Origin of the sequence: Maridesulfovibrio ferrireducens (assembly GCF_900101105.1) — a bacterium.
Taxonomy (GTDB): Bacteria; Desulfobacterota; Desulfovibrionia; order Desulfovibrionales; family Desulfovibrionaceae; genus Maridesulfovibrio; species Maridesulfovibrio ferrireducens.
Window position 1 is genome coordinate 346,076 of record NZ_FNGA01000003.1, and the last position, 14,208, is coordinate 360,283.

General features: G+C 42.7%; 14 protein-coding genes. 5 read left to right on the forward strand and 9 right to left on the reverse strand.

Annotated features, from left to right (window positions below; translation table 11 throughout):
- Positions 1-109 precede the first annotated feature (109 nt).
- From ilvC to infA, 3 genes are all read left to right on the forward strand, one after another.
- On the forward strand, positions 110-1,105 hold the full coding sequence (gene ilvC, locus BLT41_RS10840) for a ketol-acid reductoisomerase (protein WP_092161029.1): 996 nt from the start codon (positions 110-112) through the stop codon (positions 1,103-1,105).
- A 281-nt stretch (positions 1,106-1,386) separates the two neighbouring features.
- The gene (locus BLT41_RS10845) at positions 1,387-1,653 is read left to right on the forward strand and encodes an RNA recognition motif domain-containing protein (protein ID WP_092161031.1); all 267 of its coding nucleotides are present in this window, start codon (positions 1,387-1,389) and stop codon (positions 1,651-1,653) included.
- A 188-nt stretch (positions 1,654-1,841) separates the two neighbouring features.
- Complete coding sequence (gene infA, locus BLT41_RS10850) at positions 1,842-2,060, forward strand: translation initiation factor IF-1 (protein WP_015337399.1); 219 nt, start codon at positions 1,842-1,844, stop codon at positions 2,058-2,060.
- Positions 2,061-2,197: 137 nt separating this feature from the next.
- Here infA and tsaA read toward each other — a convergent pair whose 3' ends face one another.
- The 6 genes from tsaA to BLT41_RS10880 all read right to left on the reverse strand — a co-directional run bounded on the left by tsaA (position 2,198) and on the right by BLT41_RS10880 (position 9,513).
- Positions 2,198-2,584 (reverse strand): tRNA (N6-threonylcarbamoyladenosine(37)-N6)-methyltransferase TrmO, encoded by a 387-nt coding sequence (gene tsaA, locus BLT41_RS10855; protein ID WP_092161032.1) that lies wholly within the window; start codon positions 2,582-2,584, stop codon positions 2,198-2,200.
- Positions 2,585-2,666: 82 nt separating this feature from the next.
- On the reverse strand, positions 2,667-3,665 hold the full coding sequence (gene thiL, locus BLT41_RS10860) for a thiamine-phosphate kinase (protein WP_092161034.1): 999 nt from the start codon (positions 3,663-3,665) through the stop codon (positions 2,667-2,669).
- Positions 3,666-3,673: 8 nt separating this feature from the next.
- Complete coding sequence (locus BLT41_RS10865) at positions 3,674-5,800, reverse strand: ATP-dependent helicase (protein WP_092161634.1); 2,127 nt, start codon at positions 5,798-5,800, stop codon at positions 3,674-3,676.
- Positions 5,801-5,930: 130 nt separating this feature from the next.
- Positions 5,931-7,232 carry an alkaline phosphatase family protein gene (locus BLT41_RS10870; protein ID WP_092161036.1) on the reverse strand — a complete coding sequence of 434 codons (1,302 nt, stop codon included), beginning with the start codon at positions 7,230-7,232 and terminating at the stop codon, positions 5,931-5,933.
- 18 nt (positions 7,233-7,250) lie between these two features.
- Positions 7,251-8,132 carry a DUF2156 domain-containing protein gene (locus BLT41_RS10875; protein WP_092161038.1) on the reverse strand — a complete coding sequence of 294 codons (882 nt, stop codon included), beginning with the start codon at positions 8,130-8,132 and terminating at the stop codon, positions 7,251-7,253.
- Positions 8,125-9,513 carry an MATE family efflux transporter gene (locus tag BLT41_RS10880; RefSeq protein WP_092161040.1) on the reverse strand — a complete coding sequence of 463 codons (1,389 nt, stop codon included), beginning with the start codon at positions 9,511-9,513 and terminating at the stop codon, positions 8,125-8,127. The genes BLT41_RS10875 and BLT41_RS10880 overlap by 8 nt, the downstream gene beginning before the upstream one ends.
- A 208-nt stretch (positions 9,514-9,721) precedes the next feature.
- On the opposite strand from BLT41_RS10880, the gene BLT41_RS10885 reads away from it, so the two are divergent.
- Positions 9,722-10,123, forward strand: coding sequence for a winged helix-turn-helix domain-containing protein (locus BLT41_RS10885; protein WP_092161042.1), 402 nt, complete (start codon positions 9,722-9,724; stop codon positions 10,121-10,123).
- An 80-nt stretch (positions 10,124-10,203) separates the two neighbouring features.
- On the opposite strand, the gene BLT41_RS10890 is transcribed toward BLT41_RS10885, so the two are convergent.
- Genes BLT41_RS10890 through BLT41_RS10900 form a run of 3 tightly spaced genes read right to left on the reverse strand, consistent with a single transcriptional unit; the run spans position 10,204 to position 12,713 of the window.
- Positions 10,204-10,758 carry an HDIG domain-containing metalloprotein gene (locus BLT41_RS10890; protein ID WP_092161044.1) on the reverse strand — a complete coding sequence of 185 codons (555 nt, stop codon included), beginning with the start codon at positions 10,756-10,758 and terminating at the stop codon, positions 10,204-10,206.
- Positions 10,759-10,775: 17 nt separating this feature from the next.
- Positions 10,776-11,732, reverse strand: a complete 957-nt coding sequence (locus BLT41_RS10895; protein WP_092161045.1) for an ABC transporter ATP-binding protein — start codon at positions 11,730-11,732, stop codon at positions 10,776-10,778.
- Positions 11,733-11,750: 18 nt separating this feature from the next.
- Entirely contained in the window at positions 11,751-12,713 is a 963-nt protein-coding gene (locus BLT41_RS10900; protein WP_092161047.1) for an ABC transporter ATP-binding protein, read from the reverse strand.
- Positions 12,714-12,808: 95 nt separating this feature from the next.
- Here BLT41_RS10900 and trmFO point away from each other — a divergent pair, with 95 nt between their 5' ends.
- Positions 12,809-14,131, forward strand: a complete 1,323-nt coding sequence (trmFO, locus tag BLT41_RS10905; RefSeq protein ID WP_092161049.1) for a methylenetetrahydrofolate--tRNA-(uracil(54)-C(5))-methyltransferase (FADH(2)-oxidizing) TrmFO — start codon at positions 12,809-12,811, stop codon at positions 14,129-14,131.
- The last annotated feature ends 77 nt before the right edge of the window (positions 14,132-14,208 follow it).

The window sequence follows — 14,208 nt, forward strand, 5'->3', positions numbered from 1 at the left end:
ATATTTCGGCATAGAAAAGATCTCTGACAGATTCTAATCGTGTGATTAAATCTGCCGGGAAACTGTTATGGTTTCGTGTCCGATTGAAAGTGAAAATCAGGAGAATTCAATGAAAGTTTATTACGAAAATGATGCAGATTTAGGACTTTTGAAAGACAAAACTGTAGCCATCATCGGTTATGGTAGCCAGGGCCATGCTCACGCTCAGAATCTACGTGATTCAGGTGTTAAGGTTGTTGTCGGTCAGCGTCCCGGAGGACGTAACTATGACCTCGCTAAAGAACACGGTTTTGAGCCTGTAAGCGCAGCAGAAGCCACAGCCGCAGCCGACTTAATTATGATTCTTCTACCTGATCAGGTTCAGGCAGCAGTTTATACAAATGATATTCTTCCGAACCTCAAGTCCGGTGATATTCTTGCTTTCGGTCATGGTTTCAATATTCACTTTGACCAGATTGTTCCTAATGCAGATAATGATGTAATCATGATCGCTCCAAAGGGACCAGGTCACCTCGTTCGTCGTACTTTCACTGAAGGTGGAGCTGTTCCTTCTTTGGTTGCAGTTCATCAGAATGTTTCTGGCAAAGCTCTTGATATCGCTCTTGCTTATGCAAAAGGTATCGGTGCAACTCGCTCAGGTGTTATTGAAACAAACTTCCGTGAAGAAACTGAAACTGACCTTTTCGGTGAGCAGGCTGTTCTTTGCGGTGGTGTAAGTGAGCTTATCAAGGCTGGTTTTGAAACTTTGGTTGAAGCTGGTTATCAGCCTGAAATGGCATACTTCGAATGTTTGCATGAACTGAAATTGACCGTTGACCTTATTTATGAAGGAGGTCTTTCTAACATGCGCTATTCAATCAGTGATACCGCTGAATACGGTGATTTAACTCGCGGACCTAGAGTTATTAACGCTGAAAGCCGTAAAGAAATGAAGAAAATTCTCACAGAAATTCAGCAGGGTGAATTTGCTAAAGAGTTTATTGTTGAAAATATGTCTGGAAAAGCTCATTTCAATGCAATGCGTCGCATTAACGCAGAGCATCAGGTTGAAACAGTAGGTACTGATCTTCGTAAGATGATGAGCTGGCTCAAAAAAATAGCTTAGTTATTTAAGTCTATCTATATATAGCCTGCATGGAAAGGATGACGTGTTCATCTTTTTTGTGCGGGCTATTGCTTTTTTTTGTAGAAGATTATAAGGGGCTAATTAGGACGCCAGATATCAGCGTAATATCATAGATCGTTTTTATAGGTATTTAGTTGAATTGATTTCATGGCTTGGTAGGTTCCAAAGCCAAAATCTAAGGGTCGGATCGAGCAAATTTAATCGGGAACGGCTGTCTGGTCTAGTGTTAAAAGATGCAACGTTTTATGGAGTTTTGAGAAATGTCTAAAAACATTTACGTGGGTAATCTTCCTTGGAGTGCTTCCGAAGAAGCCGTTAAATCAGCTTTTGAAGAGTTTGGTGAAGTTATTTCTGTCAACTTGATAACAGATCGCGAAACAGGACGCCCGCGTGGGTTCGGTTTTGTTGAAATGGATGATCAGGGTGCTTTGCAGGCAATAGAATCACTTGATGGAAACGATTTTGGTGGACGTAATCTTAAAGTAAATGAGGCCCGCCCACGGGAGGAGCGTCCAAAACGCTGGTAATTCGTTCCGTTTTGGTATAAAGCCCCTTTGGGCTGGTGAGATTTTTTAGTTTCATCAATTCAAAATTATACCTGAAGACAGTCTTGTTACAAAATTTCCGATCATCGGGAATATCAAAAATAAAGCCTGCTGTCGCTTAAGCGTTAGTAGGCTTTTCTAATTTAAATTTAAAAAATCGAGAAATTATTTTGGCAAAAGAAGAAGGAATTGCAGTTAATGGAACCGTTGAGGAAGCTCTCCCTAATGCTATGTTCAGAGTTGAGCTTGAAAACGGCCACGTAGTCTTGGCTCATATTTCTGGAAAAATGCGCAAATTCCGTATTAGAGTAATGCCCGGCGATAAAGTTACAGTTGAACTTTCTCCATACGATTTGACTCGCGGTAGAATTACTTATCGTCCCCGCTAAATTATAGTAGGTTGGTTTTAGCGGTTATTTTATCGCTGAAATATTCCCCACGCGGGGTCAGTCTTTATTGACGACCCCGTGGGAAGAGTAGTGAAAATTTCTCTTCCTTTTTTTTGCGTGCTTTTTTCGACAGCTTCTTATGCGTTCTTGATATCCAGAAGAGGCGTTCCGTCTATGGCTTCAAGCGGATAAACTCTGATTTCAAGTCCATTTACGCTTTTTATGGTGACAGGATGCAGTCCTATCGGATTTGGACGGTCAGGGGAGCGAGTAGAGAAAACTCCCCGCATAGGGGTTGCTTTGTTTCCTCGCGGATGTACTCTCAAATAGCTTCGATCGCCTTCATGCAGCCATGAAAGCAATAAAATTTCCATGCCCGGTTTCAGTCCGTCCATAGCTTCGGAAAATTCTTCTTTGATGTGAAGGACAGCTTCAACGCCACCTTCATCGCCTTGTTTAGGTGTATCTTCTCTTTTGGTGAATTCTGACTTTATATAGCCTATTATTTTTAGATCAGTATCCATTTTCTCTCCTTAAGAGTTTCCGGTGGCTTAAATCCCTTTTTGAAAAAAGTTGTTTAAGAATCCCCAATTTCAAATCTTGCAACTAACCTGAAAAATGATCAAATCCTTTTTCTGAATACTTTTTGCCGTTGAGTAAAATTTCAGGTCTATCAGTAAGCACTCCGATTGGGACAATTCCTTTTACTGTATTCATCAGCTCATCAAATCCATCAGCGGAAGCGGCTCCGAAAAGAGCGTAATCTTCACCGCCTTGAAAAGCGTGCTCTTCGGGTAAAATTCCGTTTGTTTCGGCAAATCGTATAACTTCGCTGTGAAGAAGAGCTTCGGATAAAGATATTTCAGCTCCGAATGCTGTTTCGCAGCAATTAATAAAACGTGGCAGATCCCGTGCCAGACCGTCAGATAAATCCATCAGTCCTGTTACGGAGGGGAATGTCGAAAGAGCGTTACCTGTTTCTATTCGTATTTGAGGCCGTAAATGAGCCTGTACGCTCGCTGGGTAAGTCTTGCACTCAGACGGTTCATCTTTTTCCAGCATAAGCATACCGGTGCGCGCAAGCCCTAATGAGCCGTGTATGAAAAGTATGTCGCCCGGTTTGGCATTGCCACGGGTTAAAAATTTACCTTTAGAGCCTGAATTTTGTTTCGGGTTCTGAAATGGTTCACCCCAGACCGTTACGGATATGCCAAGCGAGGCACCTTTGCACAAGTCCCCTCCGGCAAGGATAAGTCCGTGTCGGTTTGCAAGTTCAGCCATTTCTTTCAGGAGTGAATCCCAGTAACTTTCATCCAGTTCCGGCGGAACGATAAGGCCAAGGGCAAAACCTTTTGGAACCCCGCCCATTGCTGCAATGTCACTGATGTTTACGGCAAGCGATTTGTATCCGATATCTGCGGGTGAAAAGTATGAGCGTCGGAAATGTACATCTTCAAGAAAAAGATCCTTACTTATACAGAGTTCTTCGTTTGTCCGTAAAATGGAGCAGTCGTCGCCTCTGCCTAAAGTTACGTGCCCGTTTATGGACGGAAAGTAGGTGTCTATGAGTGCTAGAAAGTCTTGTTCGGAGTTTAAATTTTTCATTTTTTTACCTACAATAGCTCAACGAAGTCTTCTACGATTACTTTAACCCCGAATCCCGGGAAATTAATTTTAAGTTTATTGGGATCAACTTTATCGATTATTTTACCGCGTCCGAAAATCTTATGTGTGCAATGTCCTAATTTCTGTGCGGAACTGTTTTTTTTGTTTGGAGTAGAATCCGCATTACGGGGAGTTGTGTCAAAAGATGGCACAGCCGCAATCTGCTGTTTATTCATTCCGCCGGAATAAGATTCATGCAATTCGTCAAATAAGTAATTATCCAGTTCCCGTATAAAAGGACTCGGGACCGCTGGTTCGTTGAAATCAGAGTTTTTACGGTAAAGTGATGCCGGAGCCGAAAGAATAAGTTCTTCTTTCGCGCGGGTGCAGGCAACGTACAGCAGTCTGCGTTCCTCTTCATATTCAAGAGGTTTGTGCATTGATTTGCGGGAAGGAAATCTGTCTTCCACCAGATCGATAATGATTACAGCGTTCCATTCAAGCCCTTTTGCCGAGTGAATGGTTGAAAGCGTAAGAACATTTTCCTGTGCAGCCTCTTCACGGTGCTGATCAGGATCGAGGCACATGTCAGCAAGAAAACTATCGAGATCGGTGTAGTTGTTTGCAATTTGTAAAAGCTGATCAAGTCCCGCTTCACGTCTGGGGTAGTCGTCAGGATAAGTTGCAACAAGTATCGGTGTATAAAGAGGAATAACAACTTCAAGGGAAGTTGCTGGGGATGATCTTTTTTCTCGCAATCCGTCGATATCAGCAAGAATATCTTTAAGCAGGGAATATTTTTGAGTGTATTTGTTGATAGCGTTTATATCACCGGAAATGACGGTGTTCGCAATTTTTTGAGCTGTTTTAGGACCGACCCCTTTGATGTGTCCCAGGCAGCGTTGCCAAGCAATAATATCAGCAGGATTAGAAACAAGACGCAAAAAGGATAGAACATCTTTAATATGTGCGGCTTCATTAAATTTAAGACCGCCATATTTTTTATAACCTACGCCTAATCTTTTGAGGGCAACTTCCAGCCCGTAACTCTGATATCCCGCTCTGAAAAGAACAGCGACCTCTTCGGGACCGTGTCTTTTCTGTAATTCGATAATACGGTCCAGAATTCTTGTAGACTGGCTGAAGTCACTTAGCGGAATCATCAACTGTGGCTTTTTGCCCCATGTTTTTTCAGTGAATAGCTTCTTATCAAATTTATTTGCAGCACCGTCCAGAATTGCATTGGTAATATCGAGTATCGGTTGCGTTGAACGGTAATTTTGTTCAAGGCGAACTATTTTTACGTCATTAAAAATTTCAGGAAATTTCAGGATGTTGGTGACATCAGCGCCTCTGAAAGAATAGATAGACTGCGCATCATCGCCGACAGCCATTATATTACCGTTTTTACCGGCCAGATGTTGTACAATACGAGCCTGCACAAGGTTGGTGTCCTGATATTCGTCCACCATGATATATTGGAAGCGGCTGCGTAATGAATTTCTGAGGAATTCATCTTTTGAAAGCAGTTCTTCAAGATAAAAAAGGAGATCGTCATAATCCATCAAGCCGTGCTGTTTTTTATAGATGGCATAGCCGTCTGAAATCTGTTCCATCTCCTGTCCGTAGCAAGCGAGGTGAAATGCTTCAGAATTGAGCAGGAAATCTATGGAGACTTCTTTGTTTCTGGATTTGGTCACCATATCCAGCAGAGTGGCTTTTTTAGGATAAGAACGATCTTTCTGGCCGAATCCGAAATTGCTTTTAACTTCCCGTATGACATCTTCGCAGTCGCCACGGTCCATGAGTGTAAAGCCGTTTGGAAAGCCTATCTCCGCACTGTTCTGTCGCAGAATAGAAAAAGCAAATGAGTGAAAAGTTCCGCCATTGGTTCCATGCAGAGGTCTACCCAGAATTTGTTCCGTTCTGGTCAGCATTTCCTGTGCTGCTTTGCGGGTGAAGGTCATCAGCAGGATTGATTCAGGAGGGATGCCTTGTTCGACAAGCCATGCAAGTCTGTAGACAATCGTTCTGGTCTTTCCGCTGCCTGCTCCGGCGATAACAAGTACCGGGCCTTGAGGGTTTGTGGCGGCTTCATATTGCGCTGGATTCAGTTCTTTTTTGAAATCGATCATTTTTTTGTCTCCGACGGGCATGAGGCTTTGCCCCCTGCACCCTCACCAAAGGGGATAATCCCCTTTGGAAACCCTATTAGGGGGAAGGGGGTATTAAAGAAAAGTGGCAAGATATATTGTACTGGTTAGGCTAATTTTTCAGAGGGGAAATATTGAACCAGTTTAGGATCATCTTACCTGTGTCGCGCATTAGGTCGGCTTGTTCTCCGTCTGAGCTGTAAAAAAAAGCATCCTCGCGGGTGTGAGTACCGGTTCTTCCGAAGAATCCGAAAATGTCTTTACGGTCGAATTTAGCTTTAAGGTCAAATCCGGGCTTTGCTGTGCAAATTAAATCCGGTGGATTGCCGATTGCTGTTTCGCCGTAAAGTTCAGCGGTTGTTTGAACTGATTCCATAACCTGCTGACCGTTAAACTTCAATTCCATAAGATCAAAAGCGATAGTTTCAGTTATGGATTGAATCTCGTCTTTGCTCACTTGCCCTCTGTCGAATCTCTCAGCTGTATGGATATAAATTCTGCCGGGATCAAGTGCAAAAGCTTTACTCTCATCACTGATGGCGGTTGAATCCCATTGGTCAGACGGAATGTGCTTAAGGCTTAGAAGTCCCTTTTGAATGAGGAACGCATTGAGGTCAACCTCGGTTTCAAGAGATGTGAATCCGTGGTCGGCAAAAGAGATGAGCTTTTTATCGCCGGGAAGAGCATCAAACTTATCAAGAACCCGTCCGATTGCTGCGTCCCATTTAATCATGAAATTCATACAAACATTGTGCAAAGGGTGATTAGTGTCTTCAAACGCAGGGTAGAGGAAATGAAAGAGTCTGTCCGTTTCTGTAAAGACTATTACAAACAGATCCCACGCAAGGTCATTCCAGAGCATTTCGAATGCGTTAAGTCGGCATTCGAGTGTTTTGCTCACTTGATCTATCAGATACTGCGGGTCCATTAAACCCTTGCTTGTGTCTGCCTCTAAGATAAATCCTGACTTTTTAAGCGGTGCTAATAGAAACGGCGGGTAAACAGCTTTTTCAAGTGAATCCGCTACAAAACCGGAAATGAGCATTCCTCTTAACGGGCGCGCAGGGTAGGTGTTTGGAAGGTTAATCACTTTGCTGACTAGCCCTTTTTCTCCTATGCGGTCGAAAAGAGTAGATCCATAAACGTTGTCGAAATTGTTTATGGATAGCGTGTAAGAACTTCTATCTAATTTCGTAAAGCCGTAAACTCCATGTGTTTCAGGCCCGGCTGCTGTGAAAAAAGAAGTCCAGTTTACAGGAGATAGTTCCGGTGTTTCAGCAGTCAGTGGTTTGTTTTTACCCGCAATTCTATTAAGATTAGGTAATCTTGCGGCCATTTTAACAGCAAGAGACGCAGGAAGTCCGTCAAGTCCGAGAACTACGAACCTTTTGCGTTTTGTCGATGTCAGAATCATTTAAATTACCTGAAAAAACTAGCGGACAGTGATTTCATATTTTTTCATAAAATCAACAGGGTTGTATGAAAGTTTAGCTTTTCGCAGACCCGGTTCGCCAAGATCCTGTTCACGGTTTACAAATTTTTTATTACTTGCAGAGTTTTCAAGGAACATCTGGTTGATCGCCTGATATACACCTTTAAAATAGGTGTTTCCTTTTTCAAAATGAATTACAATTGTATCTTTACCCAGTGGTTCAGCTATTGTGTAGGCTATTATGCGCCCGTCAATGCGCAGAGTTCCGCCTGTGAGATGTGTAATGGTGTCCATCTCTTTAAGTACTTTTGAAATGGCTTCATTTTCCGCAACAAGTGCTGCTGAATTATTGTTTTCTTCTTGCCAGCGGTACCAGTCAAATTGCATTTCAAGCACTTCTTCTACGCAGTCAGGGGTAATTTCTCTATATTCGAAGTCATATTTTTTGATAAATTGATGAAACAGGTTCTTTTTTTTGTGAAATTTTTTGCCACGAAGTTCTATTAATTCTTCGACTGAATAAACATAGTCGAAGTGATCACGATTCTCTTCCAGTATAAGTTTGTCTCCGAAGATGTCTTGCAGTTGTAAAGCTAGTTTTTCAGGGATGCGGGTAAATCTGGTTCCGGGTGTGTTCATCATCTCACACTTTTCCCAATTGATACTTTCCCAATCGCCGATAGGAGCCCAATGTATAAGGTCCGGCTTGGTCTGTCTTACCCACACAAGGTTGTCTGAGCAGTTAAGCTCAAGGCCGTAGTAATCTGTCCATCCCCAAATATTTGCGAAAGTATAATCTGATGTGAGCTGACCGCATGTCTTTAAAACTTTATCAAATTTATCTTGGCAACAGAGAGTTATCGGGCTGAATTGTTTATTCATGATTATTCCTTTTCTTATTACTAGTCATACTGAATTTCTGCCAGTTAAGGCATGAGAAAGCATAAAACATTATTGAGGCCTGAACAATTTGCGAAAGCAGCATAGCTATCCAGATCCCGGTTGCTGAATGAAAGACTTCATGTCCGAGATAGTATGCAAGCGGCAGTCTGAATCCCCATATTGTAAAAGTAAAAATAAAGAGGTTGTAGAGAGTCGCACCTGCTCCGTTAAGTGCTCCCGCCATAATCATGGAGGTGAGAGTGAACGGGATGGCCAGCATATTAAAGAACAGATAGTTTACAGCTTCATCAAGAACAACCATTTCAGGCGCAATGATTGCCGTTATGGGTCTGATGAACTGCCATAATCCCAGAGCAGTAAGGCTCAAAAAGGCTATTGCCAGAAAGAGTATGCGATAACCGAATTTTTTAGCTTCTTCGGGTTTGCCGTCACCGAGGTAATGTCCGATGATAATTGAGGCGGTCATGTTAAAAGCAAACGCGGGAAGGAAAAGAATAGACTCAATTTTAATTCCGGCAGTCATTCCCGCAAGGGCTACAACATTTTCAAAGGGCAGACTGGCTGTAATTGAATAAAGAACCAGATATCCGGAATGCCAGACAAGCTGCATAAGTCCGCTGGGCCATGCAACTTTCAGCAAATAAGGGAAAGCGTTGCGAACCCATCTATACGGGGCAAATGATTTTCTACGAAGCGAGCCTGATTTATAGAGCAGAAAGAGATTAAAGACTGCTCCGGCTGAAACTGAGTAGAAGGTTGCCAGAGCAATACCTTTATATCCCAGATCAGGAAAGCCCCACATTCCAAGGCCGAGTCCAAGGTCTAAAATTGTATTAAGGACCGTTACAATGATCATGCTGTAGAGTGGTAGAAAAACCTGCTTTTGTGCTCTGAAAATTGCGTTTGTGATGATGAGAAGGTAGTAAAGAGGAAGCAGGTATAGAAATATTTCTATAAAATATTCCATAACATAGCGCATTTCTTCAGGGACTCGTAGAATGCTCAACATTCCATTTCTAAATGGAAAACCGATAAGAAAAATTATCGACCCGAGTACTGCGCCGAGTTGAAAGCAAAGTCCGACATACCGTTTGGCTCTGAGCAGAAGCCCTGCTCCGATGGACTGGCTGATTGCTGCAACAGAACCGTTCGCGACAGCCATGCCGATGACGAGAAAAAAGAATAGTGATTGGCTGACCATGCCCATTGAAGCTTGAATTTCGCGGCCAAGCTTACCGGCAACCCACACATCAACAAGTCCGATCATCAGATGAAAAATCATCATCAAGATTTGAGGCCATGAGAGGCTCCATATAGTTTTATATGGAGAGTGGGTCATGTTCGTGGTGTTCATTTCCATCAAGTAAAGAAGCTCCGTCGTCGTGCAATATTAATATAAATATGCATTTTAATTATCTATCTTAAATTTGTAGACGATGTTTTAATTTTGCCAAGAGATTAAACTTAGTTATAGTTTTAGGAAAAGCAAGGGGTTGTTTTCAGTCGTCACACTTTATGTTAAAAAAAACTAAATGGCTATGAATTGTAATTTTTTAGGAGGAAAAGACATGTCCGGTGATGATGAATTTTGCCCTAGAGTCAGGCTTAACCTTTGGCTGGAAACGGACGAAGGTATGCTTTTCGGCCTAGGACGAGCTCAGCTCCTTGAAAAAATTGAAGAGTTGGGATCACTTAACAAGGCGTCAAAAGCACTTGGTATGTCGTATAGAGCTGCGTGGGGAAGGATTAAAAACACGGAAGAAGTTCTTGGAGACTCACTGGTACTTAAAACCAGAGGTCGTGGCGGATGCAGTCTGACACCGCTTGGAGAACGTGTGCTTGAAGAATATCGCCAGTGGGCAAAAGAAGTTGAAAATTTTGCCGTTATGACTGCAAGGAAATCGTTTCCGTGGAAAATTTCTTCTTTTGATGAAGATGTTGAAAGAAAAAAGGAAGAATCAAGTGAATAGTTTTTTACTATTTCGATAACATATAAAAAGGGGAAGCTTAAAAGCTTCCCCTTTTTTCGTGAGTCTATTTTTGATGTGATTTATTCAAGCCCTACTTCTGGAGCAATTTTTTCAATTGCAGCAATTGAAATTGTAAAAAATTCTCCCAAATCAAGACCGATATGTTCGCATTCGTTTATAATATCCCGATTTACACTTGCAGCAAAAGCCTTTGCTTTCATTTTCTTTTTGAGGCTTTTCGGTGTCATGCCTTTCATGCCTTCAGGGCGTATAAGAGCGTTGGCGTGTATGAGACCTGTGACGGTTTCTCCGCAGCGCAGTGCAAAATCAAGATCAGTATCCGGCTTTACCCCGTTTAGTTCTGAATTGTGTGCTCTAATCGCTTTGATCGAATCCTGAGGCAGGTGTTCTTCAAGTATTTTGGCTGAAACCAGTCCGTGATTCTCAGGAACGTTGCATGTTTTGCTGTAATCAAGGTCATGCAGAAGACCTGTAAGAGCCCATTTATCCTGATTTTTACCAAGTTTTTCAGCAAGAGCTTTAAGCACAGCTTCAGATTCAAGTGCGTGATGAATGAGATTCTCTTCAGGGGTATTGTTTTTCAGCAGTTCAAAAGCATCATCTCTGGATATCATGTTGAGCTCCTTTTCTTTTAGTATAGGTGGCAGAAGACTGTATGGTCTTTTTTTATTTCTTTACGCATGGGCGGAGTTTCTTTGCATATATCCATAGCCTTCGGGCAGCGTGGGTGAAAAGGACAACCCGGAGGCGGAGATATTGGGCTGGGCATATCGCCCGGAATTGAAACATCAGCCGTTTGAATGGTCGGGTCCGGAATTGGAACCGCTTCAAGTAGTATCTGAGTATATGGATGAAGTGGATTGTGGTAAAGTTCTTCGGTAGGGGAAATCTCCATGAGTTTGCCCAGATACATCACTGCTACGCGGTCGCTTATATGACTCACTACCGATAAGTCATGTGAAATAAAAACGTAGCTTAGAGCAAATTCTGTTTGAATTTTTTTGAGTAAATTAAGCACCTGTGCCTGCACTGAAACATCTAGCGCGGAAACCGGTTCATCACAGATTATGAGGTCTGGATTCATTGCAATCGCTCGTGCTATCGCAATACGCTGTCTTTGTCCTCCTGAAAATTCATGAGGATATCTTTTGGCATGTTCCGGGCGCATTCCAACCTGAACAAGTAACTCTTCAACTCGTTTAGAAATTTCCAGACGTGTGCCGGTTTTGTTGATTCTCATTCCTTCCGAAATGATATTCCCGACTTTCTGTCGCGGATTAAGCGAAGAGTACGGGTCTTGAAAAACCATCTGCATCATGGTGCCGATTTTCGAAGAATCCCAATCTTTAAAAGCTTTTCCTTTGAAAAATATTGTGCCTGAGTCTGGAGACTCCAGTCCGGTGAGTAGCCGTGCAAGTGTTGATTTACCGCACCCTGATTCTCCTACAAGGCCGAGCGTTTCGCCGTTTCTTACTTCCAGAGATATATCATTGACGGCTTTGATGGTCGCTTTTGATAACGAAAGAATCCCACTGCTGACCGGGTAGTGTCGTTTGATATTTTTTATTTCAAGAATATTAGTTGTCATTTTTTTACCATAAAAAAATTACGCATGCAGCCAGCAGCGAATTTCTCTTCCTTCTTTACTAATCAACTGTGGTTCTTGTTGTTTACATTTATCAAAGGCAAATTTACATCTGGGATGAAATCTGCACCCTTCGGGCAGATTATTCAGGGCTGGAACATTACCCGGAATCGGCGTGAGTTCCAAACGGCTGCCAAGTATAGGTACTGATGCAAGTAAGCCTTGAGTATAAGGATGCAGCGGTTCTTTGAATAAGTCATAAATGTTTGAGCACTCGACAAGTTGTCCCGCGTACATGACCGCAACGCGTGAGGCGACTCTGGCAACAACTCCCAGATCATGAGTGATGAGCATTATCGAGCCGTTCATTTTCTTTTTCATGTCATCAAGCAGCCGCAGTATCTGTGCCTGAATTGTCACGTCTAAAGCTGTGGTTGGTTCATCTGCAATGAGTATTTCAGGATTACAGGCAAGAGCCATAGCAATCATTACACGCTGCCTCATTCCACCGCTCAGCTCATGTGGAAAGCTGTTAACTCGTTTCTGAGGATTGGGAATGCCCACAAGGATAAGGGCTTCTATGGCGGCTTGTTCTGCTTCGTGCTGATCAAGTCCTTTGTGGAGCCTAAGCGTTTCGCCGATTTGATCGCCGATCTTAAAAACCGGGTTGAGCGAAGTCATGGGTTCCTGAAAAATCATGGAAAGATGATTTCCACGAATCTTTTGCATCTGTTTATCAGTCATCTGGACTAAATCCTGATTTTGATAAACGACCTGTCCTTCAGTGATTCTTCCCGGAGGATCTGGTATAAGACCCATTATGGATAGGGATAGAACCGTTTTGCCGCAGCCGGACTCACCTACGACTGCTAAAGTTTCTCCTTGCCCTAACTCAAGACTGGCATTATCCACAGCCCTGATGATTCCGTTAGGAGTTGCAAAAGATGTTGTTAAATTCTTGATTTTTAAAATTGGTGCAGTCATAAGTCAGATCTAGTCCGTATGCTTGTGAAATTTATTTACTAGCATAGTACTAATTGAGATATCTAAAAAATTCAATCGACTTTGGAGTAGGCTACGTGGAAAAAATAGCAGTTATCGGTGGCGGTTTGGCCGGGTGTGAGTGTGCAATGCAACTTGCAAAGGCGGAAATTCCCGTTGTTCTTTTTGAAATGAAGCCGGATCGTTATTCCGAAGCTCATCATATTCCTGGACTGGCAGAGCTGGTTTGTTCTAATTCGCTCCGCTCGGGAGATCTAAGCACTGCTGTCGGCGTACTTAAAAAAGAGATGGAGTCTTTAGACTCAGTGGTCATGAAGGCTGCTATGCAGTCCAGAGTTCCTGCGGGCTCTGCTGTTGCAGTAGACCGTGATATCTTTTCAAATTTGGTTACGGAAGCTTTGGAAGCAGAAGAGCTTATTACAATTGTCCGCAAAGAAATCACTTCACTTGATGATCCTGAACTTGCGGATTTTTCTAAAATTGTAGTTTCAGCGGGCCCTTTGGCTTCCGAAGCATTAACTGAAAGTTTAATTGCAAAGATTGGTGGTGGGCGTCTTTATTTTTACGACGCGATTGCACCGATAGTCAGCAAAGATTCAGTTAATATGGATATTGCGTTTTTCGGTTCACGATACAAGCCTGAAGATGACGACTATTTGAATTGCCCCATGACTGAGGAGCAGTATGCTGCTTTTCTTGCTGAACTTAAGCAGGGGGAAAGAGTTGTTCCGCGTGAGTTTGAAAAAGAAATTCATTTCGAAGGATGTTTGCCAATCGAAGAAATGGCTGATCGCGGAGATCAGACGTTAACTTTCGGACCGCTTAAGCCTGTCGGGTTGATTGATCCCCGTAACGAAGAAATGGCCTATGCCGTTGTGCAGCTGCGGGCTGAAAATAAAGAAAAGACTTCATTTAATATGGTCGGTTTCCAGACCAAGTTAAAATATCCTGAACAGAAAAGAATTTTCAGAATGATTCCCGGTCTTGAAAATGTGGAGTTTTTAAGGCTTGGAAGTATTCACCGCAATACATATGTAAACGCGCCGGATGTCCTTGACGAAAATCTAGCTTTGAAAGCTGATTCGCGCATTCATCTTGCCGGGCAGATCACAGGTGTAGAAGGGTATCTGGAATCCGCGGCTTGTGGGCTGTGGGTAGGCCTTTTCTTAGCTCAACAGGCAAAAGGGCGAACTCTTCCTGCTCCTCCTGCTGAAACTTCAATGGGCGCATTGCTTGGTCATCTGCGTGAACATAAGAAGAATTTTCAACCTTCAAACGTTCAGTTCGGTTTAATGCCGGCACTTAATAAGCGGGCACCCAAAAGAGTGCGTAAAGAGCTTTACGCTAAACGGGCTATGGAAATGTTTGAAAACTGGTTTAATGAAAATTTGGGTGAATAGGTATTTATCCGAAGACAAAAAGTTTATTAAAAAAGCCCCCGAATTGAGAATATCTCGATTCGGGGGCTTTTTTTTTG

Excerpts from the sequence above, each read along its gene's own strand:
- BLT41_RS10900 (WP_092161047.1), bottom strand. The coding sequence starts at position 12,713 with ATGACTGCACCAATTTTAAAAATCAAGAATTTAACAACATCTTTTGCA.
- BLT41_RS10875 (WP_092161038.1), bottom strand. The coding sequence starts at position 8,132 with ATGAATAAACAATTCAGCCCGATAACTCTCTGTTGCCAAGATAAATTT.
- thiL (WP_092161034.1), bottom strand. The coding sequence starts at position 3,665 with ATGAAAAATTTAAACTCCGAACAAGACTTTCTAGCACTCATAGACACC.
- BLT41_RS10865 (WP_092161634.1), bottom strand. The coding sequence starts at position 5,800 with ATGATCGATTTCAAAAAAGAACTGAATCCAGCGCAATATGAAGCCGCC.
- BLT41_RS10885 (WP_092161042.1), top strand. The coding sequence starts at position 9,722 with ATGTCCGGTGATGATGAATTTTGCCCTAGAGTCAGGCTTAACCTTTGG.
- ilvC (WP_092161029.1), top strand. The coding sequence starts at position 110 with ATGAAAGTTTATTACGAAAATGATGCAGATTTAGGACTTTTGAAAGAC.
- BLT41_RS10890 (WP_092161044.1), bottom strand. The coding sequence starts at position 10,758 with ATGATATCCAGAGATGATGCTTTTGAACTGCTGAAAAACAATACCCCT.
- BLT41_RS10870 (WP_092161036.1), bottom strand. The coding sequence starts at position 7,232 with ATGATTCTGACATCGACAAAACGCAAAAGGTTCGTAGTTCTCGGACTT.
- BLT41_RS10880 (WP_092161040.1), bottom strand. The coding sequence starts at position 9,513 with ATGGAAATGAACACCACGAACATGACCCACTCTCCATATAAAACTATA.
- BLT41_RS10845 (WP_092161031.1), top strand. The coding sequence starts at position 1,387 with ATGTCTAAAAACATTTACGTGGGTAATCTTCCTTGGAGTGCTTCCGAA.
- BLT41_RS10895 (WP_092161045.1), bottom strand. The coding sequence starts at position 11,732 with ATGACAACTAATATTCTTGAAATAAAAAATATCAAACGACACTACCCG.
- tsaA (WP_092161032.1), bottom strand. The coding sequence starts at position 2,584 with ATGGATACTGATCTAAAAATAATAGGCTATATAAAGTCAGAATTCACC.